The sequence below is a fragment of the Polaromonas sp. C04 genome (genome assembly GCF_002002705.1).
Lineage (GTDB): Bacteria > Pseudomonadota > Gammaproteobacteria > Burkholderiales > Burkholderiaceae_C > Rhodoferax_A.
The window spans coordinates 25726-49766 of the sequence record NZ_MUNS01000019.1 but is presented as its reverse complement, the minus strand read 5'-3'; the positions used below and the strand labels follow the sequence as shown (position 1 = coordinate 49766).

The 24041-nt window shown below is 61.4% G+C and carries 30 protein-coding genes; 15 read left to right on the top strand and 15 right to left on the bottom strand.

Annotated features, from left to right (window positions below; genetic code table 11):
* The 10 genes from B0E49_RS01275 to B0E49_RS01230 form a co-directional block, all read left to right on the top strand.
* Positions 1-683 (top strand): type I restriction-modification enzyme R subunit C-terminal domain-containing protein (locus B0E49_RS01275; protein ID WP_286137730.1); only part of this gene is annotated, 683 nt, incomplete at its 5' end.
* Positions 680-2059 (top strand): restriction endonuclease subunit S, encoded by a 1380-nt coding sequence (locus B0E49_RS01270; RefSeq protein ID WP_077560158.1) that lies wholly within the window; start codon positions 680-682, stop codon positions 2057-2059. The genes B0E49_RS01275 and B0E49_RS01270, both read left to right, overlap by 4 nt.
* Before the next feature lie 112 nt (positions 2060-2171).
* Positions 2172-2657 carry a hypothetical protein gene (locus tag B0E49_RS01265; RefSeq protein WP_077560157.1) on the top strand — a complete coding sequence of 162 codons (486 nt, stop codon included), beginning with the start codon at positions 2172-2174 and terminating at the stop codon, positions 2655-2657.
* Positions 2658-2669: 12 nt separating this feature from the next.
* Entirely contained in the window at positions 2670-3146 is a 477-nt protein-coding gene (locus B0E49_RS01260; RefSeq protein ID WP_168174979.1) for a helix-turn-helix domain-containing protein, read from the top strand.
* A complete protein-coding gene (locus tag B0E49_RS01255; protein ID WP_077560155.1) occupies positions 3136-3678 on the top strand; it encodes a protein-export chaperone SecB in 543 nt (180 codons plus the stop codon). Before B0E49_RS01260 ends, B0E49_RS01255 begins: the two co-directional genes overlap by 11 nt.
* Positions 3679-3706: 28 nt before the next feature.
* Entirely contained in the window at positions 3707-4183 is a 477-nt protein-coding gene (locus tag B0E49_RS01250; RefSeq protein WP_077560154.1) for a hypothetical protein, read from the top strand.
* Positions 4184-4496: 313 nt separating this feature from the next.
* Positions 4497-4970: a hypothetical protein gene (locus B0E49_RS01245; RefSeq protein WP_077560153.1), complete on the top strand. Its 474-nt coding sequence runs from the start codon at positions 4497-4499 to the stop codon at positions 4968-4970.
* An 8-nt stretch (positions 4971-4978) separates the two neighbouring features.
* Positions 4979-5575 carry an RES family NAD+ phosphorylase gene (locus B0E49_RS01240; RefSeq protein ID WP_077560152.1) on the top strand — a complete coding sequence of 199 codons (597 nt, stop codon included), beginning with the start codon at positions 4979-4981 and terminating at the stop codon, positions 5573-5575.
* A 72-nt stretch (positions 5576-5647) separates the two neighbouring features.
* On the top strand, positions 5648-7141 hold the full coding sequence (locus tag B0E49_RS01235) for a class I SAM-dependent DNA methyltransferase (protein WP_077560151.1): 1494 nt from the start codon (positions 5648-5650) through the stop codon (positions 7139-7141).
* A gap of 80 nt (positions 7142-7221) precedes the next feature.
* Positions 7222-9150: a YecA/YgfB family protein gene (locus tag B0E49_RS01230; protein WP_077560150.1), complete on the top strand. Its 1929-nt coding sequence runs from the start codon at positions 7222-7224 to the stop codon at positions 9148-9150.
* Positions 9151-9178: 28 nt separating this feature from the next.
* Here the strand turns inward: B0E49_RS01230 and B0E49_RS01225 are convergent, their stop codons facing one another.
* The 5 genes from B0E49_RS01225 to B0E49_RS01205 are packed head-to-tail and all read right to left on the bottom strand — an operon-like array spanning position 9179 to position 11188.
* Positions 9179-9727, bottom strand: coding sequence for a hemerythrin domain-containing protein (locus B0E49_RS01225; RefSeq protein ID WP_077560149.1), 549 nt, complete (start codon positions 9725-9727; stop codon positions 9179-9181).
* On the bottom strand, positions 9724-10209 hold the full coding sequence (locus B0E49_RS01220) for a PAS domain-containing protein (protein WP_077560148.1): 486 nt from the start codon (positions 10207-10209) through the stop codon (positions 9724-9726). Before B0E49_RS01220 ends, B0E49_RS01225 begins: the two co-directional genes overlap by 4 nt.
* Before the next feature lie 32 nt (positions 10210-10241).
* Positions 10242-10505, bottom strand: a complete 264-nt coding sequence (locus B0E49_RS01215) for a DUF2249 domain-containing protein (protein WP_077560147.1) — start codon at positions 10503-10505, stop codon at positions 10242-10244.
* Between the two features lie 60 nt (positions 10506-10565).
* On the bottom strand, positions 10566-10889 hold the full coding sequence (gene fdxA / locus B0E49_RS01210) for a ferredoxin FdxA (protein ID WP_077560146.1): 324 nt from the start codon (positions 10887-10889) through the stop codon (positions 10566-10568).
* 17 nt (positions 10890-10906) lie between these two features.
* Positions 10907-11188 (bottom strand): DUF2249 domain-containing protein, encoded by a 282-nt coding sequence (locus B0E49_RS01205; RefSeq protein ID WP_077560145.1) that lies wholly within the window; start codon positions 11186-11188, stop codon positions 10907-10909.
* A 125-nt stretch (positions 11189-11313) separates the two neighbouring features.
* On the opposite strand from B0E49_RS01205, the gene B0E49_RS01200 reads away from it, so the two are divergent.
* From B0E49_RS01200 to serA, 3 genes are read left to right on the top strand one after another with little or no spacing between them, the layout of a single operon-like run.
* Positions 11314-11754 (top strand): RrF2 family transcriptional regulator, encoded by a 441-nt coding sequence (locus tag B0E49_RS01200; RefSeq protein WP_077560144.1) that lies wholly within the window; start codon positions 11314-11316, stop codon positions 11752-11754.
* Between the two features lie 41 nt (positions 11755-11795).
* Positions 11796-12353 (top strand): group III truncated hemoglobin, encoded by a 558-nt coding sequence (locus B0E49_RS01195; RefSeq protein ID WP_174571048.1) that lies wholly within the window; start codon positions 11796-11798, stop codon positions 12351-12353.
* Positions 12343-13578, top strand: a complete 1236-nt coding sequence (gene serA / locus B0E49_RS01190; RefSeq protein WP_077560143.1) for a phosphoglycerate dehydrogenase — start codon at positions 12343-12345, stop codon at positions 13576-13578. The genes B0E49_RS01195 and serA overlap by 11 nt, the downstream gene beginning before the upstream one ends.
* Here serA and B0E49_RS01185 read toward each other — a convergent pair.
* From B0E49_RS01185 to B0E49_RS01160, 6 genes are all read right to left on the bottom strand, one after another.
* Positions 13535-14185, bottom strand: coding sequence for a hypothetical protein (locus B0E49_RS01185; protein ID WP_144264388.1), 651 nt, complete (start codon positions 14183-14185; stop codon positions 13535-13537). The two genes, serA and B0E49_RS01185, sit on opposite strands and share 44 nt — an antisense overlap.
* Positions 14185-14871, bottom strand: coding sequence for an SCO family protein (locus B0E49_RS01180; RefSeq protein WP_077560141.1), 687 nt, complete (start codon positions 14869-14871; stop codon positions 14185-14187). Before B0E49_RS01180 ends, B0E49_RS01185 begins: the two co-directional genes overlap by 1 nt.
* A 26-nt stretch (positions 14872-14897) precedes the next feature.
* Positions 14898-15494: a c-type cytochrome gene (locus tag B0E49_RS01175; RefSeq protein WP_077560140.1), complete on the bottom strand. Its 597-nt coding sequence runs from the start codon at positions 15492-15494 to the stop codon at positions 14898-14900.
* 28 nt (positions 15495-15522) lie between these two features.
* Positions 15523-16152 carry a cbb3-type cytochrome c oxidase subunit II gene (locus B0E49_RS01170; RefSeq protein ID WP_077560139.1) on the bottom strand — a complete coding sequence of 210 codons (630 nt, stop codon included), beginning with the start codon at positions 16150-16152 and terminating at the stop codon, positions 15523-15525.
* The gene (locus tag B0E49_RS01165) at positions 16149-17795 is read right to left on the bottom strand and encodes a cbb3-type cytochrome c oxidase subunit I (protein ID WP_077560138.1); all 1647 of its coding nucleotides are present in this window, start codon (positions 17793-17795) and stop codon (positions 16149-16151) included. The genes B0E49_RS01170 and B0E49_RS01165 overlap by 4 nt, the downstream gene beginning before the upstream one ends.
* 77 nt (positions 17796-17872) lie before the next feature.
* Complete coding sequence (locus B0E49_RS01160) at positions 17873-19078, bottom strand: NnrS family protein (RefSeq protein ID WP_077560137.1); 1206 nt, start codon at positions 19076-19078, stop codon at positions 17873-17875.
* A gap of 211 nt (positions 19079-19289) precedes the next feature.
* Between B0E49_RS01160 and B0E49_RS01155 the strand changes: the two genes are divergently transcribed.
* Together B0E49_RS01155 and B0E49_RS01150 are read left to right on the top strand one after the other, a co-directional pair.
* The gene (locus tag B0E49_RS01155; RefSeq protein WP_077560136.1) at positions 19290-20006 is read left to right on the top strand and encodes an RNA polymerase sigma factor; all 717 of its coding nucleotides are present in this window, start codon (positions 19290-19292) and stop codon (positions 20004-20006) included.
* A gap of 5 nt (positions 20007-20011) precedes the next feature.
* On the top strand, positions 20012-20392 hold the full coding sequence (locus B0E49_RS01150) for a SirB2 family protein (protein ID WP_077560162.1): 381 nt from the start codon (positions 20012-20014) through the stop codon (positions 20390-20392).
* A gap of 8 nt (positions 20393-20400) precedes the next feature.
* Here B0E49_RS01150 and soxB read toward each other — a convergent pair whose 3' ends face one another.
* From soxB to soxZ, 4 genes are all read right to left on the bottom strand, one after another.
* The gene (gene soxB, locus B0E49_RS01145) at positions 20401-22149 is read right to left on the bottom strand and encodes a thiosulfohydrolase SoxB (RefSeq protein ID WP_077560135.1); all 1749 of its coding nucleotides are present in this window, start codon (positions 22147-22149) and stop codon (positions 20401-20403) included.
* Between the two features lie 76 nt (positions 22150-22225).
* The gene (gene soxX / locus B0E49_RS01140) at positions 22226-22861 is read right to left on the bottom strand and encodes a sulfur oxidation c-type cytochrome SoxX (protein WP_502688691.1); all 636 of its coding nucleotides are present in this window, start codon (positions 22859-22861) and stop codon (positions 22226-22228) included.
* 24 nt (positions 22862-22885) lie between these two features.
* Positions 22886-23689, bottom strand: a complete 804-nt coding sequence (gene soxA, locus B0E49_RS01135) for a sulfur oxidation c-type cytochrome SoxA (RefSeq protein WP_077560133.1) — start codon at positions 23687-23689, stop codon at positions 22886-22888.
* A 21-nt stretch (positions 23690-23710) separates the two neighbouring features.
* Positions 23711-24022, bottom strand: a complete 312-nt coding sequence (gene soxZ, locus B0E49_RS01130; protein ID WP_174571047.1) for a thiosulfate oxidation carrier complex protein SoxZ — start codon at positions 24020-24022, stop codon at positions 23711-23713.
* Positions 24023-24041 lie beyond the last annotated feature (19 nt).

The following is a 24041-nucleotide window of genomic DNA, read 5'->3' as shown; positions in this document are numbered from 1 at the left end:
ACCCCGCCCTGCGCAACCTGCTCATCGACCTGAAGAAAAAGGCCGAGCAAATCATCGACACCGTCACGCAAGACAGCTTGCTGGAGGCCGACTTCTCCGAAGCCGCCCGCGACCGCGCCAAGGGCACCGTCGAATCCTTCGAGCGCTTCATCGCCGAGCACAAAGACGAAATCACCGCGCTACAAATTTTGTACCAGCAACCCCAGCGCCTGCAAGGGCTAGCGGCCGAAATACTCACATTTGAAGCGCTCAAGGCCCTGGCCGACGCCCTGCAAGCCCCGCCGCACTTGTGGACCGAAGGCCAGCTCTGGCAAGCCTACGCTGCGCTGGATAAAACCAAGGTCAGGGGCGAAAACCGCCGCCGCATCCTGACCGACCTGGTGAGCCTGGTGCGCTTTGCCATGCGCCAGGACAACGAGCTGGTGCCCTTCCCCGAGCGCGTCAACGCCAACTTCAAGGCCTGGCTGGCGCAGCAGGCACAAAACGGCACTGCGTTTACAACCGAACAACTGCATTGGCTAGACATGATCCGCGAACACATAGCAGGCAACCTCTCCATCGTGCCCGACGATTTTGAATACTCTCCCTTCGCCCAGGAAGGCGGCATGGGCCGCGTGTACCAACTGTTTGGCACGGAACTGCCCAAGGTGCTTGAAGCGATGAATCGGGAGTTGGCGGCGTGAGTGCTGTGCTTGACGACGTGATCGCCACCGCGCAATTGGTGCCCCTGTCTGAAGCTGTTGAGATCAACCCCAAGCTCGACCGCAGTTCGTTGAATGATGACTTGGACGTATCGTTTGTTCCGATGGCTGCGGTTGAAGCGCTAACTGGCGGCATTGATGTATCGACCATCCGCAAATACGCGGAAGTCAAAAAGGGCTACACGCACTTTCGCGATGGCGACATTCTGTTTGCCAAGGTCACGCCGTGCATGGAAAACGGCAAAATGGCCATTGCTCGCAAACTTGTCAACGGTGTTGGCTTTGGCTCAACCGAGTTTCACGTCTTGCGTCCGCGTGCTAGTGTTGATGCTCGGTACGTCTACTACTTCGTATCTAGCCGGACATTTCGCAAGGAAGCATCCGGCCACATGACAGGCGCAGTGGGTCTGCGCCGCGTGCCAAGTGCATACCTCGAAGAGCAATTGATTCCGCTGCCGCGCATTGAAGAGCAACGTGAAATCGTCGCCGAACTCGAAAAGCAGTTCTCCCGCCTCGACGAAGCCGTCGCCAACCTCCAGCGCGTCAAGGCCAACCTCAAACGCTACAAAGCCTCCGTCCTTAAAGACGCCGTCGAAGGCCGCCTCGTTCCCAGCGAAGCCGAACTCGCCCGCCGCGAAGGCTGCAGTTTTGAAACCGGCACCCAGCTCCTACAACGCATTCTCGAAATACGGCGTAGTGAGTGGAAGGGCAAAGGCAAATTTAATCAGCCAGAAGGGCCAAGCGTTACCAATCTGGCCAGCTTACCGGAAGGATGGACATGGGTCTCTGCCACACAAGCCTGTGACCAGGTAGTCGACTGCCACAATAAGACCGCGCCTTACACAACCAGCGGCATCCCCTTGGTTCGGACCACCAATATCCGCGATGGGCGATTGCTGCTCGATGAAGTTCGATACGTCGATCAGCCAACCTATGAGTTCTGGTCGCGACGCTGTCCACCCGAGCCGGGTGACGTGCTGTTCACCCGCGAAGCGCCCATGGGCGAAGCGGGCATCATTCCGCCAGGCGTGAAACTTTGTTTGGGTCAGCGAACTATGCTGATGCGCCCATCCTCTGCGATCACGGCTGGGTTTCTTCTTTCTGCTTTGTTGTCGCCAGTGGTCAAAGATTTGATTGATCGTGTTGCAGTTGGAAGCGGAGTGAAGCATTTGCGCGTCGGAGATGTGGAGCGGTTGCCGGTTCCGCTTCCGCCAGTCGCTGAGCAGCTTCGTATCGTTGCAGAAATTGAACGTCGGTTATCGCTCATTCGTAGTGTCGAGGCTGAAGTCGATGCCAACCTCAAACGCGCGCAGGCGCTACGGCAAGCGACGCTTTCGAAGGCCTTTGCTCCGATATAGGGACGTGAGGACCGATTCAAATGAAATTCCGTTTGACCATGAAGATGCCGGTGACATTAGGGGCAACCCTCAAGCCCGATTCATCCAAGAATGTTAAGCTATAACTAAACAAATGTACTATTTGACCGAAATCAGGGTGGATGACTTCGAGCAAGGTGTGTTGTCAGCGCAGGGCAGGTTCAAGGTGGCGTCTCCGTGCAGTGACCCGAAGCAAAGAAGGTCTGCAGCGGTGTTTGAGGTGGTTCAGGGTATGGAGAGAACTGATCAGCGCCAGGCATTGGCCGGCCTCAAATACCTGCTCAAGCTGGCGCAATTGGGCAAGCCGTTTAACCAGCTGGTGGACAAGAAGGCCGTGCATGAAGCGTTCGAGCCGTTTTATTGCGAACTGACCCAACGCAATGAGACGGTATGGCGGTATCGCCGTGGCGATATTCGGATTTTGTTTTACTACGCTGTGGATAAGGTGGTGCTGCTGGCGCATACGTTGCCCAAACGCACGGACAAGCTCTCTGCGAAAGAGAAAAATATTGCCAAGCAAGCGGTGCTTGATTTTTTGGAGGCATCCCGATCTGAAGCGGGTATTCAGTGGGTTAAATGAAGTGAGATGACTATGGAACACAAACCTCTTTTTGATGACTTGATTGCAGCGCATGACGGGTTGGCTGAAGAGCTGAAATCTGTTGATGTGGCGGCTGACTTGGTGCTCCTGTTGCACCATGCAGGCAAATCGCGCGCGGAGCTTGCGCGTGCCCTGGCCTGGAGCCGTGCGCGCGTGACGCAGGTGTTGTCGGGGCGTGAGAACCTGACGGTGCAAACCATTGCGGCAATCACACGCGCGCTGGGCTATACATTTGACACGGTGTTTCGCAAGCCGGCTGAGTCTGCACCGGCGCAACCGTGGGAGACACAAGCAACTTTGATGCTGGAAATGCGTGATGAGCCGGGCCTCGCCCTATGGATGAGCCGCAAAACCATGAAGCCGATGGCAAGCCAGTTTAGTGGTGCCAAGGAGGTTTTGGTCATTGGCGCGCAACTGGATTCGTCGAATCACGATTACATGCATCAGGAGATGGGTTGTGCAGCTTAGTCCCTTGCAGCTTTTGGAATACACGTTTGACGGTGTTTCTGTAACCCCGGTCGAAGGGTATGTTGCAGATCCGAAGTTCTCCACGGGTTTGGTGTTTTTTCCCGGCAATTTGGCAATCTCTGCCGAGGCGGGGTTGGCCGTATTGGGCGAAGAAGCCAGCTATTCGGATTACGGGATCAAGCTAACCTTACGCGTTGCACCGAAGGAGGATAAGCAGGCTCCCTACAACGTGCAGGTTTCGGTTCGCGGCGTGGTTCGCATGCACCTGACGCAAGAGGTCAACCAAGCTGAGGAAAGGCGGGTGCGCGCGTTGGTCAACGGTGTGTCCTTGCTATATGGCGTGGTGCGGGAACTGGTAAGCAACATTACGAGCCGTTCTGCCCATGGGGGCATGCTGCTGCCGTCTTTGAGTTTTGCCGATCTGGCAACACAAAAACCAGCAGTGGAGCCAGCGGTTGACGCGCCGTCATTGGGTGTGCCGGAAGCAAAAAAGCGCAAAGTTACCGCGACCCGAATTCGTTCCAAGGCTTGATTGGCGCTCGTCCCGGCTGGAAGAGTCGTTGCAGCCCGACCGCGTGAAGCTGGTGCTACCCATGGTCAGTTTGATACCCGATGACGTGGACCAAGCGCTAGGGGTGTGCTTTGGCGACCGGTTCGCAAAGCTGGACAAGACGGCGGTGCAAGCGGTGGTGACAGCCCAGGTGGAAGGCAGCGTGACCAATGGCCGCATGCAGGAAATCACCGGCGAGCACTCCAAAGATATCACCGTCGTACTGCAAACCCTGGTGCGCGATGGCCTGCTGACGCAGCAGAACCAGCGGCGCTGGGCGAGCTACCGCGTGGCGGAGGACTTTCCCCAATCGGAGGACGACTCCCCTCATTTGGAGGCGGACTCCCCTCATACGGCTGTGAGCTCCCCTCATTTGACCCCGGAACTCCTGTCATTGGCCGAACCCGCCCGACTCAAAGCAAAGCTTCCGGCGGCAGAAATGCAGGCTCTGGTTCTGCGTCTGTGTGACGCCCGGTGCCTACCGTGAAATCGTGACGGACTTGGTGAATCAGTTGTATCCGGCGGATTTACTATTAAAAACGTAGCAGCTTGCGCAATGAGTACAAGGGCCATAGCCATATTCAATAGGGAATTCCGGTTAAAAACACTACTCGCATCCTGGTGTCGAATAAAACTAACTTAACGAGATTGCCGAAAATTACGAGTTGATCTAAAGTCCATATGGCTCGCGTCGAACCGGGTTCCAAGTTTCAGAGGGCAGCACATCGCGGACGCGGGCGGTGAAAGAATCAAATAATCGTACTTAAAACTGCGCAAGACAAAATTTCCAGAGCACACGCATGAACACCTTAACTATTCACTCGCCGCTTGCTACGGAAACCGCCCAACCGCGCCATGACTCTTCCACGGACAGCCCCTACGCCACAGCCGCGCAAACACAGGCTTTGCTGCGTTCCGGCGCGCAATACCGCCGCAAGCGTATGGACGCGGCCGACATGATCTCCACCGACGAAGCCGCCGCGCTGGCGGGCGCTACCCGTGTGACGGTCAACGCCTGGATCAAGGCGGGGCGCTGCATTGGCGTGGCGCATTTGCGCCGTGGGTTCAAGCTGCCGCGCTGGCAGTTCGAGCCCGCCATCTGGCCCGTGTTGCAGCCCCTGGCCAAAGCCTTGGGCACCAGCGATGGCTGGCAGTTGCTGTCGTTTCTGGAGTCGCCCGCCACCGCGCTGGACGGCCAGACTCCCCGTGCAGCACTGGAGCAGGGCGCGACGCCCGAGCGCATCCTGGCGCTGGCAACGGCTGAGGCTCACTGACCTTGTCCATGAACTTCAAAGCCCCTCACTTACTCAGTTTCGCGCCCCCGATCCTCGAAATTCCCGCCCACCAGATGTGGTACCGCGTGCAGCGCACCAGCGCTCGGCGCGGCAGCGTCAGGCTCAAGGGCTATGTGCTGGCACCCATGGGTGGCTTGGCCGGCCGCTTCGATTTGGCAGACGAGCCAACCGCCTACCTGGCGGATTCGCCAGAAACGACGCTTTACGAATCCGTGTTCCGCCGTGAGGTGCGGAGCTGCCATTGGGACCGGCTTTTAGAGCGCAGCCTGGTCGCTTTTGAGACACGCGCCAGCCTGCGTCTGGCGGATTTGCGCGGTTTGGAAGAGCGTTACCCCGTGCTGCAGTCCATGCGCTACGAGACAAGTCAGAAGTTTGCACAAAACTGCAGGCAGCAGGGCTTGCACGGCATCCTCTATGCATCGGCCCAGCACCCGCGCCACAGTTGCGTGTGCCTGTTCAAGGCAGGTATCGAACAGACCAAAAAGCTGACCGCCTTTGCACTGGTGGAGCCCGGCACCGGGCATTTGCTCGGGTCGGCAGCCATCGCAGCGCGTGGCTCGCAGGTGCCGATTATTCGGGAATAGAGCTGGTGACAATATGATCACCACCCAGCGCTGGTTCAGCCAGCATCGGCCGGATTTATTCTCGGAAAACCCATGAACTCAGCCACCATCGTCCAGAAACTCTGGAACTATTGCAACGTGTTGCGTGACGACGGCATGAGCTACGGCGACTATGTCGAGCAGCTCACGTATCTGCTGTTCCTGAAAATGGCCGACGAGCGCAGCCAGCCGCCCTGGAGCCAGTCCAGTCCGATTGCCAAGGGGTTCGACTGGCCGTCGCTGCTGGCGAAAGATGGCGACGATCTGTTTGACCACTATCGCCACACGCTGGAAAAGCTGGGCGCCGAGAAGGGCACGATCGGCCTGATCTTCGGCAAGGCGCAAAACAAGTTTCAGGACCCGGCCAAGCTGCGCCGCCTGGTGGTGGACCTGATCGACGGCGAGAACTGGTCGGCCATGGGTGCCGATGTCAAAGGCGACGCCTATGAGGGCCTGCTGGAGAAAAACGCGCAGGACACCAAGAGCGGCGCGGGGCAGTATTTCACGCCGCGCCCGTTGATTCAGGCCATGGTGGACTGCATCGCACCCAGGCCCGGCGAGGCGGTGTGCGACCCGGCTTGTGGCACGGGCGGCTTTTTGCTGGCTGCACACAACCACGTGGCGCAGCACAACCCCAACCTCACGCGCGCGCAGAAGAAGCACCTGAAGGAATCCGCCCTGCGCGGCTGGGAGCTGGTGCAAAGCACGGCGCGGCTCGCGGCGATGAACATGATGCTGCACGGCATCGGCTCCGACCAATCCGTGCCCATTGTGGTGGCCGACGCGCTGGCCGCTGATCCCGGCGAGCGCTTTGAGGTTGTGCTGGCGAATCCGCCCTTTGGCAAGAAGAGCAGCACGATGATCACCGGGGCTGAAGGCAAGGTGACGACCGAGAAGGACGTGATCGAGCGCGACGACTTCTGGGCCACCACGTCGAACAAGCAGCTCAACTTTGTGCAGCACATCAAGACGCTGCTCAGGCAGCATGGCCGCGCGGCGGTGGTGCTGCCCGACAACGTGCTGTTTGAAGGCGGCGCGGGCGAGACCATTCGCAAGAAGCTGTTGCACGAGTGCGATGTGCACACGCTGTTGCGCCTGCCCACCGGCCTGTTCTACGCGCAGGGCGTGAAGGCCAATGTGCTGTTTTTCGAGCGCAAGCCGGCCAGCGAGACGCCGTGGACGAAGAAGCTGTGGATCTACGACCTGCGTACCAACCAGCACTTCACGCTCAAGACCAATCCGCTCAAGCGCGAGCACCTGGACGAGTTCGTCAAGCTCTACAACCCGGCCAACCGGCATGCTAGAGCGGCAACGTGGTCTGCCGAGAGTCCGGAAGGCCGCTGGCGCGTTTACGACTACAGCGAGCTGGTCGCCCGCGACAAGGCCAGCCTGGACATTTTCTGGCTCAAGGACGACTCGCTGGCCGACAGCGACAACCTGCCGCCGCCCGATGTGATCGCGCAGGAAATCGTGGACGATCTGGAGGCGGCGCTGGAGCAGTTCAGGCTGATTGCGGGAGATTTGCAGCCGGGTGAGTTGCCGGCCTGATGGCGCCCTTGATCGGCCGGCAAGATACGTCTCTTGCCGCAAATCCCCATATGATTTCCGCAATATGAACGGACCTCTACATGGACTCGACCTTTCCATCTGACTTCGAACGCCAAATTGAAGCGCTGTTGCGTCTGGCGGGTCGGCAAGCTGCAGCCAACCCGACTCCGGCAGCGTTTGCGCAATGGTTCAAGTTGGCGGTGCCAGCGGTAATGCCGGCCCTGCTCGATCAAATACTGCCAGGGCCTGAGGAGACTGATCGATTCCTTCGGTCCGCGGCGCTCAGCCTGTTTGCGAATCTGCCCATGCCAGGTCACGCCCTGCAACCGGCGGGGCAACCCAAGCAGGGGCGCAATGACCTCTGCGCGTGCGGGTCTGGGCAAAAATACAAGCATTGCTGCGGCGCCATCGCCATGCCGCCGCTCTTCGGCAATTTGAATCTGCTGCGTTATGTGCTGGATAGCTATCCCAAGTCTCGCCTTGGCGAGGTCTCTGCCAGCAAAGCCAGCATTGATGCCGTCGCAGATACTGCGCTCCAATGGCTTGATGCCGGTGATCCCGCCCGCGCCAGCGCATTGCTGGAGCCCTATTTTTCGGGACCGGGGCCCTTGACGGTGCGAGTGGCGCCGCTGTTCAACCTGCTGATGGACACCTGGCTGGAGCTCGGCCACAGCACCAAGCGCGAGCGGCTGATCGAGGCAATCTTGCGGCGTGGCGACAGGCCGCTCAAAAGCGATGCACTGCAGCGGCGCACCACCATGCTGGCGGATCGGAATGACTATGCCGGTGCCTGGCGAACCTTCAAGCAAGCCAGCGAGCTCAATCCCAACGATCCGGCGTTGAGTTTTCTGGAAGTCACGACGCTCATGAGCGAGGGGCGCATCAGCGAGGCCCAGGCACGTGCTCAGTGGTGGGCGGCGTTCCTGGCCAGGCAGCGGGACCCGCAACTGGCTGACCTGGTGGACCGTTTGCGGGATATGGCCAAAGATCCCCATGTCAGCCTCATGGACGTCGCCACATCGGCCAATGCGGACCTGCAGCGTTTGCATGATCTGTTCCTGGCCGCTCCACCTCCTGTGGTGCGACATCGATTCGATGTTTTCATGGAAGAAGACGAGCATCGCGGCGCCCGCGCCGTAGCGGCCGAATTCCTGCCTGACGCTGTTCTGGCCAAGCTGGAGAAGCGCTGGCGACAAGCCTTCCTGCAGGCCAAGCCAGGCCTGACTGCTTTGCAAAATGATGTTGAGGAAGTCTGGGACAACGCCTCAGAGTGGCTCGACCTCCTGCAAAAGAATCCTGCCTTGTGGTTCAGCTTCGATGTTCTGGACGACCTGGTCATGGCCGTGGACACGGTCCACTGGGCCGGTGTGGAGCAGCGATTGCTGGTGCCCATGGCCGAGCGGGCGGCCGAACAGCTGCGCATGACGCTCGAATCGGGGGAAAACGGTCTCGTTGAATGTCCATGGGTCGTCCTGAGCAACCGCCCTATCCTGCGGCCGATTGCGCATCTTGCCTATATCTGCAAGGAGGCAGGAGACTGGCATCGATTCATGGAGTTGGCCCATTGGCTGGTGTTTGAACTCAATCCGAACGACAACCACGGACTTCGCGATGATTTGTCGTGTGCTTATGTCAGGTTTGAGCGCTGGGCTGACGTGCTTGCGATCGGCGACCGGTATCCCGATGACATGCAGCCGGCGCTCGCGCTGAACGCGGTGCTGGCCAAATTTGCCTTGGGGGACACCGCGAACGCCCAGAAGATGATCGCGCTGGCCGGGAAAGACTACCCGGTGGCGGTGAAGATGCTGCTGCAGGATTCGCCCCAACCCGTCAAGCCTGATGCCGGCTATGGCATCACGGTGGGTGGCAAGTACGAGGCGTGGCTTTATGTCAGCAAGATGCGTGAATACTGGGACCGGCAGAAGGCGCTGGATTGGGCCCGGGAAACATTGAAACCTTTGAAGGGTAGGCCAAAGTCGCCACCATCACAGCAGCAGAGTTTGCTGTGAGAAACCACCGCTTAAGTGGCCCGAGATATTAGACCTCAGCGATGCCGCGCCGCTCCCGCATCGCGCGGCCGATATTTGCGAGCGCGTCGTCGCCCAGCAGCCGCGCCGCCATTGGCAGCAGTTCGGTGTCCTCGCGTTCGATATGGCGCTCGTACAGGCCGACCAGCGCTTCCACGTCGCTTGATGCGAGGGGGGCAGACTCGCCCGCCGCAATTTGCGCAAGGGTAATGCGCAGCCGCTGCCACTGCGCCTCCAGCGCGCGGTGGTCCAGCGTGAGACCTTCGGTCATCTCGTGCAGGCAGACCGCGTCCGAGCCGGCCATGGATTCGATCAGCGCAGGGAAGAGGTCGACCTCCTCGTCCCGATGGTGGTTGATGGCCGAGGTGTCGAAGTAGCGCATCACGTTGGCCGCCGCGGTGCGTGCTTCCGGGTCGGCGCCATGCAGCGCCAGGTGCGGCACCAGGCGGCGCAAGGTGGCGCACTGGCGCGCCATGCGGTCGTGGCAGACCGAGAGCATCTCCAGCGGCGCCTCGGGGCCCGCGCTTGGTGTGGAAAACCCCGGGAAAGGTGTGCTCATGCGGTGGACTCCCTGTTTTCTTCGACGCCGCCCTTTGCTTTTTCTTCCAGCTCGTTCAGGCGCGCGCGAAGAGCACCGTCTGCGAGATAGCGCGCGGTGCAATCGCGGCCCACGGCCAGCGCGCCGACGACGGCACCGGCCTCGTCGCGCACCAGCGCAAAGCTCAAGTCTACATACAGCTTGGTCCCGTTCTTGTGCATGGAGCGCGTGGTCAGCACGCGGTTCACGTATTTCTGCTGTCCGGTGCTGATGGCGTGGTTAAAGCCATCCCAATGGGCGCGCCGCAGGCGTTCCGGAATGATGATGTCCAGACTCTGCCCCAGCGCTTCGTCGGCCGTGTGTCCAAACACAGTTTCGGCGCCGCGGTTCCAGAGCCGGATCGCACCGTCGCGGCCCGCAAAAATGATGGCCTCGGGCGCCTGCTCGACGATGGCCCGGTGCAAACCCAGGCTGCCATTGCCGATCTTGAACTCCTGTTGCATGGCGACTCCTGCCCGAAGTTTCGCAGAGATCGTCAGTGTCGGATGAAATCGATCACCACACCGTCCGGTCCGCGCTGGCGGTAGGCGATCTCCACCGCGTCGGCGTAGCGTGCCTGCAATTGCTGCAGCAGGGGCAAGGGATCGTGGTCGTTGACGAAGCGCATGGTCTCGCCCGCACGCAGGGCATCCAGCGCGCCAAAAATGGCGGCATGACGGAAGCGTTTGGCAATGCCGCGCGCATCAAAGGGATACAGCGCGTCGGGGGAAAGGTGGGAGTGGGGCTGGATGGTTTCCATCTTTTGATCTCCGTTTCAAAAATAGGGGGCGCCGCGGGCGGCAGAAAGGGCCGATGCGCCTTAACGCTCGAGTTTGTCCCGCTTGTCCGTCACGGCCGCCCACTCGTCTGCGTCCGGGAGTGCGGCCTTGGTCCGGATGATGGGCTTCCATAATCGTGCCAGTTCGGCGTTCAAGGGGGTGAAGTCCTGCTGATCGGCCGGCACGTCTTCTTCGGCGTAAATCGCATTGACCGGACATTCGGGCACGCACACCGCGCAGTCAATGCAATCGTCGGGGTCGATGACCAGGAAGTTGGGGCCCTCGCGGAACGCATCCACAGGGCATACATCGACACAGTCGGTGTACTTGCACTTAATGCAGGCCTCGGTGACGACGAAAGTCATGGTGAGTTGTCCTTTCCTCAGCCGCAGCAGGCTCCGCCGGAGCAGCAGTCGCTTGTCGCCGCAGCGGTTTTGCCGATCTGCACGCGCCATACTTCGGGGCCGGCCTCCAGGTAAGCCCAGCTGAAGGCGTCGCCCGACCTCATCTGGAATTGGTCGTACAGCGGCTTGGGATCGTGGTCGTTGATCAATTGCAGGGACTGGCCTGGTTGCAGGGTCTCGAAGCTGTTGAAGATCATCGGATGGCGCTGGTGGGGTGCGATCTGGCGAATGTCGAGGGTGGCGGCGAATTCAGCGGACATGGAGGGCGATCCTTCTCTCGGGGTGTCGGGTTGGACAGTGTATTTTTAAAGATGTATTATTAATGCAAGTTAAATATATCACCGGTTTTTTGAAAAAGCAATATTAAAAATAGATCTTCAATTTTATGCGCCTGACTACCTTTTCTGATTACAGCCTGCGGGTCCTGATGTACCTGGCGTTGCAAGACGATCGCCTCGCGACGATCCAGGAGATTGCCACAGCCTACGACATCTCGGAAAGCCACTTGATGAAGGTGGTGCATCAGCTCGCGCGCAGCGGTGTGGTGGAAACCGTGCGCGGCAAGGGTGGCGGCCTGCGGCTGGCGCTCGAGCCGGCGCAGATCCGCCTGGGTCAGGTGGTGCGGCAGGCTGAGGGTGAAGGTCCGATTGTCGAATGCCTGTCCGGCGAGCCGGCGCGCTGCCGTATTGCGCCCGTATGCAGACTCCCGGGTGTCCTGGTGCGCGCCTTCAACGCCCTGTATGCGGAACTTGACCGCTATACGCTGGAGGACCTGATGAGCGAGCCCAACGAGTTCAAACGTGTGCTGGCGCTGCATCCGGAGTGATCGCAAGCAAAATTCCATAACATTCATATAATATGAATGTTATGGATAAAACCAGCACATCCGGCGATGCCATGCCAGCAGATCCGGCCTTCCCCAACCGTGAACTCATCGTCCAGCTTGTTCACACGTTCTATGCAGACGTTCGATCCGATCGGGTTCTCGGACCTACCTTCGATGCCGTGATCGAGGACCGCTGGGGGCCGCATCTGGCGCGAATGGTCGAGTTCTGGAGCACCGTGATGCTGGGCACGCGCAGCTTCAAAGGCAATGTTTTCGGCAAGCACATGGCGGTGTCGGGCGTTACGCCCGAGCACTTCACGCGCTGGCTCACGTATTGGTTTTTGCGCACCAGCGAATTGTGTCGGCCCGGTGCTGCCGCGGTCCTGCAGAAGGCCGCCCTGGGTATTGCGAAGATGCTTCACCGCGGCTACTTCGGCGCCACGGCCGGCTTCGAGGAAGTCGTTCTGGAGGCCCGCAAGGCGGCCCGGGTGCGAGTCAAGACGGTCCCGTTCATGAGTGCCATTCATAAGTTCAAGAATTTGACCGCATCAGATCGCGGTCTGCCAAGTTTGTTTTACCGGAGTTCAAATGAGCCTTAAAGTCTTGTTGCTGGAAGATATCCATACCAGCGCCACCCCCATCCTTCAATCGATCCGCGATGTCGAAATCGTCCGGCTCAAACACGCGCCGGACGCACAGGAGCTGCAGACGCTGCTGGCCGATGTGAATGTGCTGGGCTTGCGTTCGCGCACCCGGCTCACCAGCCAGGTGCTGGAACATGCCCCCCGCCTGCAGGCGGTGGGCTCTTACTGCACGGGCACCAACAACCTGGATCTGAAGGCGGCAACGGAGCGCGGGATCGGTGTGTTCAACGGGCCGTTTTCGAATACGCGCTCGGTGGCCGAGCTGGTGATCGGCCACGCCATCCACTTGCTGCGCCGCATTCCCGAGCGCCATGCCGCCGCGATGCGTGGCGCGTGGCTGAAGGACGCGAAGGGCTCCAATGAGCTGCGGGGCAAGACCTTGGGGATCGTCGGCTACGGCAAGATCGGGACTCAGACCGGGCTGCTGGCCGAGGCCATCGGCATGCGGGTGATGTACTACGACATCGAGGCCTGCCTGCCGCTCGGCAATGCCACGCCGGCCGCATCGCTTGAAGCCCTCTTGCGCGAGGCGGATGTGGTCACGCTGCATGTTCCGGAGACGGAACGCACCCGGCAATTGATCGACGCCGGGCGCCTGGCCCAGATGAAGGACGATGCGGCGCTGATCAACCTGGCGCGTGGTCAGGCGGTCGATATCGACGCGCTGTATGCGACGTTGCGCAGTGGCCGGCTGCGCGGCGCGGCGATCGACGTGTTTCCGCTGGAGCCGGCGTCCAAGGCCGATACCTTTGAATCACCGCTGCGCACGCTGGACAACGTGATCCTGACGCCGCATGTGGGCGGATCCACCTTCGAGGCGCAGCGCAACCTGGGCGTCGAGGTGTCGGAGAAATTGCGCGACTACCTGCTGTCCGGCGCTGTGCGCGGCAGCGTGAATCTGCCTGAACTGTCGGTGGGTGTCTTGCGGGCACCCTGCCGCCTGGTGCACATCCATCACGACCGTCCGGGCGTCATGTCCAGGCTCAACGGCTTGCTGTCGGCGGCCGGCCTGAACGTGTCGCAACTGCACCTGGAAACGCAGGGCGGCATTGGCGTGGCAGCGATCGATTTGAGCGCACCGCTGGATGCACACACGCTGCAAGACATCGCCGGCGCCGAGGGGACGGTTCGAGCTTTTACCGTGCTGTCTTCGTCGGCGCGGGCGCAACGGGCGGCGTGATCCGGCGCGGTGCGGCTTGGGTGGCGCCAAGCCGAATCATCTGGCGCAGCGCCAGCACCCCCAGTACCAGCGCGAGCAGCACCAGGCCGGTACCGGTGTTGCTCTGGTCATCGGTCAGGTAGTTGGCGCACAGGCGCGAGGTGGTGTCCATGTAGAGCATGCCTGCGGTGGCGCTCGTCCATGACAGATTGCCTACAAAAAACAGCAGCAACTCGGGCGCCATGCGGCGCCAACTGCCCGCCAGCATCAGGCCGGCGAGCCACCAACTGAGGTATTTTGCCGCTGCCACCGGAGCCACCAATAACGTGGCGTCGAGTGCCGCCGGGATCATCCAGAACATCACCACGCAGGTGACCACGCTGACGCTCGTCAGCCCGCGCCAGTCCAGCAGCGCCATTGTTCTGCTCAAGTGGGGGAACCGGCGCGTTGCGGCCCGCCCGACAAGACGGCGTGCAGCCCAGCCTGCGGCGAACAACACCGGGAACTCGACCAGCATGTGCAGCAGCATCTGGCTTTCAATCCTGTGGCGCAGCGTGGGCCACAGCAGTATCAGCGGCAGCACCGCCAGCAGGCCGGCAACGGGCTTTGCCAAGCGGGTGCTGTGCATCATGGTCCGTCGCGCCGCGCCGCCGCAAGCTGCTTGGCTGCTTCGAGCGCCTGGGGCCACTGGTCGAATTCATACAGGCCACGCAACCGCCCCGAGGCGTCGAGAAGGTGGATGGCTCCGTTGTGGACAAAGCCGCCCAGACCGTCCGGAATGGCGATGACGTCCAGCGAGCGCATCAGCGCCCGGGTATCCGCTGCCGTTGCTGGTATCGCGAGCGTCCACAGCGCGGGATCGATCCGGTGCTCGCGGGCGTATTCGCGCAGGCTGGCCGGATCGTCGTGCTGCGCGTCGAAGGAGATGGAGACCAGATGCACCGCGGCCGAGGCCGGACTACTGGCGCGCTGTGCGGCCAGTTGGGTCTGCATTTGCTGGTACTCGTCGCCGAGCACGCGGCAGACACTGGGGCAGCGGGTGTAGATGAAATCTACCAGGTAGGCGGCAGGCGGGCTGTTCGTGCCGCCCCACAGCGTGACCGGCGCATCGTGCATCTCGCGCAGCGGTACCTGTGCAGCGCGCAACTCGCCGGCTTGCAGTGCCAGTTGGCGCCGGCCTTCGAAGGTCCATACGTCGAAGTTCGCCGTGTAGCGGTACAGGGCCCAGGCAAAGGTCGTCAGTAGCGCGACACACAGTGCCACCGTCAAGCGGCGCGCGAGCGCGCCATCAGCGGGAGAGATGGAATCCGGCACAACATGCCCTCGGTCGCGCCACGGCGCTACTTCAGCGGACCGAGTTCGGCGTCGCCCTTGAATGGCTCGGTGCGCGAGGCCGTATCCTTGCGCACTGCGGCGACGGCGTCGGCGGTGATGGGCGCGCCGGTGTTGCCCCACTGGCTGCGCACGTGAGTCAACACGGCCGCCACCTCGGCATCCTGCAATTGACCCTGGAATGTCGGCATGGCACCGTTATAAGGCTTGCCCTCGACGGTCAAGGGACCGTTGATGCCGTGCAGCACGATGGCTATCAGCGTGGCCTCCTTGCCGGCCACCCAGTCCGAGCCCGCCAGCGGCGGAAACACGCCGGGAAGACCCAGCCCGGTCGCCTGGTGGCAGGCGACGCAGTGCGACGCAAACACGGCCGCACCGTCCACCGCCGCTCCTGGCGCCAGCGCCGGCGCGCCCTGCAACTCGGCAGCCGTACGGCCATCGCCCCAGTCAGAGGGGGTGTTCAGCGTGGTGCGCATGATGTACACCACGCCAAAGATGAATAGCGCGGTTACCAGCACGATGATGAACCATGGTGTCGGGTTGGCGCCTTCAACCGGCTCCGGGTTTTCGCGCTCTTGCTGCGGCAGGATTTCAGGCGTTGTCATGATCGTGCTCGGTTGGTGCGGTGCTGCATTATTTGGCCGGTACCGGTACCGGCGTCGCGGGTGCATTCGCTGCGGGGGGTGTCTCGATGGCCGGGAAACTGCGATTCAGGGACAACAGGTATTTCACCAGGTCGAGTGCTTCCGGGCGCGCGACCACCACCTTGTTGGCCGGCGTGTAGCCGGGCGGCAGCGTCACGACCACTTCATCCTTGTCTGCCTGCGCCTTGGCCTCGAACAGGAACGGGAAGGCCGGCATGATGCTCCCCGGCACATACGCGCGCGGCTCGTACAGATGGCCCAGATTCCATTGCTCGCTGGGTTGGCGAACGCCGATGTTCATCAGGTCGGGACCGGTGCGCATGTCACCCAGCAGGGGCGGCGAATCGTAGGCATAGTCGCCGGCGACCGTGGCGCGGCCCCAGCCGCGCTTGAAGTCCGCGGGTGCGAATTCCTTGGTGCGCGGCTGTTGCGTGTGGCAGTAGACGCAGCCGTTGCTGATATACACCTGCCTGCCGCGCAATTCGGCGCTGGTATAGGGTTTCAGCCCCGGCGTGGGGGCGATGTCGTGCAGTTCCATGGCAGGCACGATCACCAGGGCACTGATGGACAGCGCGATCATGACCATGGCGCCGCCGATGAGCGTGGTTTCGCTTTTCATGGTGCCACCTTCTTGGCCAGCAAATGCGAAAACAGTGCCGGCTGGTTGCGCGTGGGTCCGAAATTGAGCACCATCGCAATGAAATGGGCCGCGAATATCAGGTGGCCCAAGCCCATGATGGCGCCGCCAATGCTGCGAGCCTGGAGATACGGGATCGTCACGGCCACGGAATCCATGAATGGCCGGGTCCCATCCAGCATCGCCTCACCCTGCAGCCAGCCGCCAATGGTCAAGCCGATAAAGTAGAGCGCAAAGCCGCCACTGACCAGCCAGAAGTGGGCAGAGATCAGCCAGGGGTAGGGCCACTCACGCGCCGTGATGCGTGGCATCACGAAGTACATCGCGCCGAAGAACACAAAGGTGACGAAACCGTACAAGCCCAAATGTGCGTGCGCGACGGTGAAATGAGTGAAGTGGGTGATCAGGTTGACGCTGCGCAGCGCCTCGATCGAGCCTTGCAGTGAACTGGCGGCGTACATCAGGCCACCGATGCCGATGAAACGCAGGGTCGGTGAATAGCGAAACGTGGACAGCTGCCCTTCCAGTGTCTGAAACATGTTCACGGAGAACGCAGCCACCGGGATGATCATCATCATGCTCTGGACGATGGACAGCGTGATCATCCACTCGGGCACCGGCCCGCCAATCAGATGGTGGCCACCGACCTGACCGTAGAAAAAAGCCAGCGCCCAGAATCCCAGCAGAGACAGGTTGTAGGAGCGGATGGGGCGGCCAATGATTTTTGGAAGAAAGTAATAGATCGACGCCAGCGCGAGTGGCGTGTAGAACAGGCCGAGCACGTTGTGGCCGAACCACCAGTTCATGGTGCCCGCCTGCACGCCGGTGTACAGGCCGGGGATCTTCGCCGTAATGAACAGCACGGGAAACCAGAACAGCGCGGCACCCATGTACCAGACGGACACGTAAAGGTGCTCGACGCGACGGTTGACCAGCGTCAGCACCAGGGGCAGACCAATCAGGGCACCCCCCACGGCCATCAGGATGCTGACCTGCCATGGCATTTCAAGCCACATGAGTCCGGCGTTGAAGCCCGCCGCAATGGCGCCCAGGCCGGCAATCAGGCCGGCGTTCCACAAGATGGCGCCCAAAAATGCGAAGCGCATGCCGATCAAGGGTGTCTTGAGCACGCGCGGGATGACAAATAGCACCGTGCCCAAACCCGCCATGGGTGTCCAGCCATAGGCGACCGAGTTCAGATGCAGGGTTCGAATGATGCCGAAGGTGAGCCACTGTTGTGACGTCAGCCAGTCCGGGTCGTGCAGTTTGATGGAGGCCGTGAGTCCGGCCGCGGACGCCACCAGCAGCCAGACAATGGAACAGCAGTAGAAGAAAAATATGAGCGGACCGGTGGACGCGTCGGCGGCGGCCCGCTCGGCAATTTCGTGGGGGTCGCCATGGGCGGTCGTCCCGGTTCCGGCGGCGTCGACCGCGCCCTGCAATGCCTGTTGGGAGCTGGCCGTTCCGGCTGGCTCTTCCACGCGGCCGATTTCGCCAGGCGCAAAAATGACCTCGGCGCCGCTACTGCTGCGATCAAACAGGCCGATGCGTTGCGACCAGATAAATATGACTAGCGCGACGAACGAAATGACGAACGCTGAAAGCAGAATGGCAGCTGGATTCACGGGTGCCTCCTCAAGTTGGATTCGCTTGGCATGGTACCAAACACTCTTCTACAGATCACGATTTGAAAACTGGGTGACTAGCCATCCTTGCCGTCCAGCCGTGCCCGCATCAGCCATGGTGTGTAAATCACCAGGTATATGCCGAATGCCGCGGTCCAGGCGAGCGCGGCCCCTACCAGCGAGATCGCCAGCAAGTCGGGCGATACCAGCGGAAGCAGCACGCGCAGGGCCGCTGCAAGCATGACCAGCGAGTACGCCAGGATTTCGGGCTTTGAAGCCTTGAGTGGCCGGCCGGTGTGACCGCGGGCGGTACGTGTGATCATGCCGATGATGAGGCCGCCCGTTGCGCCCACCGCAAGCGCATGTACCCCGGCGGAAACGGGCACGATTCCGATCTCTGCCAATGCCAGCAAGGCCAGCCCGAGCGCAATCCAGGCATAGGCGGTATGCAGGATCCACAGGATCGGCCGGTTGCCCGCCATGCGGGGGCGCCAGTGCCATTGACGACGAACGTGCAAGCCAGCGGCCAGCAACAGCACCGCGAACGCGACCCAGCCGGCGGGTGCGCAAACCCACATGGCGAGGCCCACCGCGGTGACCGCCAATGTGGTCAGTTCGAACTTTCGCTGAGTGACCAGCTTCAGTCCCGGCATGGCGTTGTTCATGAACGCGGGAATCACGCGCCCCGTGATCACGCATTCCACCATGACGATGAGCGCGAGACAGGCGTACAGCGGTTGCACGGGCGGGATATCGATGGCGCCCATGACGGCCAGATGAAAGCCGAGATTGGCCAGCGACATCAAAACGAGAATCAGCGCCAGAGGCAGGTTGCGATGGTTCCGGGCCCGTACCAGGACGTCGATCAGGGCCACCGCCACAAGAGGCAACAAGGCCACATCGAGCACCGCGTACACAGGATAAGGCCCAACCACTGCGGTGATGCGGGCGGCCAGCCATAAAAGTGCCAGGGCGCCGAGCACGGGGCCGCGCGGCGTGTCCAGCCCGGTCCATGCCTTGACGGCCGTCAACAGAAAGCCAATGATCACGGTGGCCGCAAAACCGAATAGCATCTCGTGGGCGTGCCACAGCATGGCAGGCGCCGATGGCTCGAAGCTGATCCGGCCAAGAAATACGGCGACCCATAGCGGAACGGCCAATGTGGCGACCAGTGCGGCGCACAGGTAGAAAGGCCGAAAGCCGAGACGCAGCAAAGGCAGGCCTCGCGCGGGCGGCACGCTTTGAGCCGCGCCGGGTTGAATGGGGATGGAGGGGAGTTTCATTGCATTTGAGGAGGCCGATGACAGGCCGATTTATAACATCTATTTTTTATAGATGTTATAGTGAATCCTGTCTCAGGGCAATACCTTTCGTGGGATTATGCTGACCCCGTTGGGGCTCGCCCAGGGCGTTGATACCTCATTGGCGGGAACGCATGGCAGTTCGTCGCCATCTAATGGTGCGAACCCGATGAAGCGAACAACAGGGAGCCTTATGAATTCAACAGCCGAAAAGCGCATCGAGAAGGACCTGCCCGACGTCGAAATGGCCCGGCGGATCGCGGCTGGCGATCGGGACGCGTTGCGGCAGCTCATGCGGCGGTACAACCAGACGCTGTACCGCACGGCCCGCAGCATATTGAAAGACGATGCCGAGGCCGAAGACGCGGTGCAGGAGGCTTATATCCTGGCGTATCGCGCGATGGGTGGTTTTCGTGGCGATGCGAAGCTGTCAACCTGGCTGGTGCGTATTGTGGTGAACGAGTCGATCGGGCGGGCGCGCAAACGCAGCCGACGTGCCGAGGTGATACAACTCAATGGTTCCATGGAACAAAATGATGACGCCGCCGAGGTGCCTATGAACGAAGCCTCTTCCGAACAACCCGAGCGCGCCGCGATGCGCGCAGAAATGCGCCGCCTGCTGGAGGCCAAAATCGACCAGTTGCCTGACGCATTCCGTACGGTGTTTGTACTGCGGGCACTGGAAGAGATGAGCGTGGATGAGGCCGCCGTTTGCCTTGGCATTCCGCCGGCCACCGTGCGCACGCGTTACTTCCGGGCCAAGGGTTTGCTGCGCGAGGCGCTGGCACGCGAAATCGACTTCAGCTTTGGCGACGCCTTTGCCTTTGCCGGGGAGCGGTGTGACCGCATCGTCGCGGGCGTGCTCGCCCGGCTGGAAAATTTGCCGCTCCTGTCTGACTCTGGCGGGTGAAGCGGATGAACTATGGGGCGGTGAAGTCGCTGCACATTGCCTGCGTGGCGCTCAGTATCAGTCTGTTTAGCTTGCGCGCCGCGCTGCAATGGCAGGAAGTTCCCTGGCGCCGCTGGGGGGTGTTGCGCATCGCTCCGCATATCGTCGACACGGTGCTGCTGGGGTCTGCGCTGTGGCTTTGCTGGACCATCGGCCAATATCCGTTCGTGCAGGGCTGGCTCACGGCCAAGGTGCTGGCCTTGCTGGCGTACATCCTGCTGGGCCGTGTGGCTTTGGGGCGCAGCACTGCCAAAGGGCAACGCCTGCCGGCATTTGTGGCGGCATTACTTTGTGTTGGCTACATCGTGGGCGTGGCGCTCACGCACTCGCCCACGTGGGGCCGGTAGTCGCCGCTTCAGGTCGAACCCGGCAAGTCGGCGATACCGGGGTTGGGTGTGGCGCCCACCAGTTTGGGCGTGTTGGGCTTGCGCGCAGCCACCTTGCCACCCTGGGCCCTGAGCCAAACTTCCACCACATCCCAGACCTGCTGGTTGCCTTGAGTTCTGGCTTCCTCCGCCACGGGGGCCCAGCCGGCCACCTTGTACTTTTTATCGGCTTCAATCGGCTTGCCATGCAGGCGCATGTCGTCGATGCGCCTGCCCATGGTGGCTGAGGGGCTGCAGGTGTACTGCAGCCCGCCAACGCGCACCATGTCGCCACCCTGCTGGTAGTAAGGGTCGGGGTTGAACAGGTTGTCGCACACGTCTTCCAGCACGGTCTTGATGGTGTCCCCGGTCATCTCGGTCACGGTGGCGTACGAATAAGTGGTTGCCGTCATGTCCATCAGCCACTCGCGCGTGATGGCCTGGCCCGGCAGCAGGCTGGTGCCCCAGCGAAACCCGGGCGAAAAAGCCATGTCGGCGCCCTGCACGTCCATCAGCGCGTCCACCAGCAACTGGTCACCCGTGCCGTTGAAGTTGCCGCGGCGGTACAAGGTGCCCTCGGTCACTGCCAGCTGCTCGGCCAGCCGGGCTTCAAACGGGGCGCGCACGCGCGTGATCAACGCGTCCATCTCGGGGTCGGCAGGCAGCATGTTGGCAAAGACGGGCAGCAGCTTATAGCGGAAGTCGGCCACCTTTTTGTCCCTGACCTCGACATCGAGGACGCCCAAGAATTTGCCGTTCGAGCCTGCGTTGGTGACGATGGTCTTGCCGCCGCGGTTGCTCACCAGGGTGGCTACCGGCATGCCATCGTGCGTGTGTCCGCCCAGGATGGCGTCGATGCCCGTCACGCGGCCGGCCATTTTCAGATCCACGTCCATGCCGTTGTGGGACAGAACCACCACCACCTGCGCGCCCTTGGCACGGGCCTCGTCCACCACCTTTTGCAGGTTGTCGTCCTGGATGCCGAAAGTCCAATCCGCCACCAGATAGCGCGGATTCGCAATGGGGGTGTATGGAAAGGCCTGCCCCACAATCGCGCACGGCACGCCGTTGATCTCGCGCATCACGTAGGGCTTGAAAACCGGGTCGCCAAAGTCATTCGTCTTGACGTTCTGCGCCACAAAATCGATCTTGCCCGCAAAGTCCTTGTCGATGATTTCCTTCACGCGGTCCATGCCGTAGGTGAACTCCCAGTGCCCGGTCATCAGGTCGACACCCAGCAGCTTGCTGGCATCCACCATGTCCTGGCCCTTGGTCCACAGCGACGTGGCTGAGCCCTGCCAGGTGTCGCCGCCGTCGAGCAGCAGCGCACCGGGGCGACTGGCTTTCAAGCGCTTGACCAGCGTGGCCAGATGCGCGAACCCCCCCACCTTGCCATAGCGCCTGGCAGCCTTCTCAAAGTCCAGATACGTGAGGGCATGGGCCTGCGCGCTGCCGGGGCGAATGCTGGCGAACTTCAGCAAGTGCTCGCCCACCAAATGAGGCAGCTTGCCCTTCATGTCGCCAACGCCCAGGTTGACGTTGGGTTCGCGAAAGTAAATGGGTTTGAGCTGCGCATGGCAGTCGGTCATGTGCAAAAACGAGACATTGCCAAACTTGGGAATGTCATACAGCCCATGGGCTGCCGTGGCAATGTCGGTTTCGGCGTAGACGCCCAGGCTCATGCCTGCCATGGTGCCGGCACCGAGCACCTGCAAAAACTCGCGCGTAGTCAAATTCATAGATTGGCGGCCGTTGAGACAAGCAATAAAAGAAAACCCGGGCTCACCCGGGTCTGACAGAGGCCAGGCCCGTCGGTTACTGGTTGACGGGTGACTTGGGGTCCAGCAACAGCGCCATGACGTCCCGGATCTGCTGCTCATTCAGGATGCCGGCGTGGCCAAAGCGGGGCATGTCCGAGCAGGCGTTGTAGCTCTTGGCATTCCAGATCTTGCGCCAGGTGTATTCGACGACGGCCCGGGCCGCCGGGCTGTCCGGATCGGCCACGCCGCGCGTTTTGCCGTAGTGGTAAAGACTCGGGCCGATGGTGCCGAACGACAACTCCTGCTTGCTGATCTGGTGGCAGTTGTAGCAGTTGCCGCCATTGGGCGCGCCGGCCTTGTCGTTCCAGGTCATGCCGCGGCCATCCTGGGCAATTTTCTCGCCTTCCTTCCAGTCGCCCAGAAACTTGCCATCAAGCGGCATCTTGACGGTCTTGAGGTTGGCTGCCTCCAGCGCCTTGGCGCTGGCCTCGTCCAGCGGTTTGCCCGCCACATCCGCGGCGCTGCATGCGCGATTGGTGTCGTCCTGCGCCAGCCGGTCCGTCCTGGCGATGCCTTGATCGCGGAACGACGCCTTCATGATGGCCACCGTCAACTGGTCGTAGTCCGAGGCCGCAGGCGCGCTCGCGCAGCCCGCCAGCAGGAAGGCTGCAGCGGGCAGCAGGAATTTCATGGCTTTTCTCATAGTGCTGCCTTCTTAACGCTTGATGGCAGGGGCAACGGATACACCCCCTTTGCCGGTCACACCCATGTACACGGCCAGGGCGATCGTGGCATCGCTGCCAAAACGGGGGTAGGGAAAGCGCTGCTGGCGATAGCAATCGTTCAGCCGCCGCTGCATGCCCCACAGTTCACCCGACGACACGCGATAGGCGGGCCACGAGCCGAAACCACTGGCAGCACCAGAGGGTTTCGTCAGATTCGGCAGGTCCTGCAGGCGAATGCGCTTGTTGTCGGTGCCATGGCAGGACGCGCAGGCAAAGTCATGAGTGCCGGCGCGCGCAAAAAACAGGCGCTTGCCCACCTCGTACATGGTTTTCTCTTCAGGGCGGGATTGCGGCACATTGAGCTTCATGCCACGCGACTCGGAAGAGATCCAGGCGACCAGACCCTCCAGATTCGCCTGCTCGCCCTTGCCGAAGGGCGTGTTGGCAATCTCGGCGGCGTTGAAACCCTGCAGGGCCTCCATGCACGTCAGCAGGCGCGATTCGAGATCCTGGACCCGTTTTGTGTCGGGAAAATAGCGTGGCAGCTCCACGAACGCACCCTTGACAACACCCGCACCCTTGCCCAGGTCACATTTTTCCAGCGAGGCATTTTTAGGGCCGCGTGGCTTTTTCCACAGATCTTCGCCCTTGGCCTCGAACAACTCGGCGGGATTGCCGTCCTGCAGCATGGCCCGGTATTCGGCAATACCTTCCTCCGTTGTTTTTTGCGCCCAGGCCGCACTCGCCGCCAGGCCGACGAACGCGGCCATTGCCAGTATTTTTGTCATCCTCATGGGCACCTCGCCTTGTTGTTGTCAGGAAACCGTGGCCTCGTCGGTCCGGCTGTCGCCCTTGGTGTCCTTCCAGCTGATGCCGATCTTGTCGCCCGCCTTGGCGCCTTTGACGGTGAACTGCAGAAACGGGTTCTTCGAGACGGCCGGTCCCCATTCGGCCGTCATCACGGTCTTGCCATTGAGCGTGGCGGTCACGTCCTGGATGTGCCAGGCCGGGATGATTTTGCCGGCGGAATCCTTGCGCTGGCCGGATTCCATTTCATGCGCCATCAGCACACGCACCACGGCGTTGGCGCCAGCGACTTGGGCGCGAATGCGCATCGGATCTCCCATTTTCAACTCCTCAATCTGG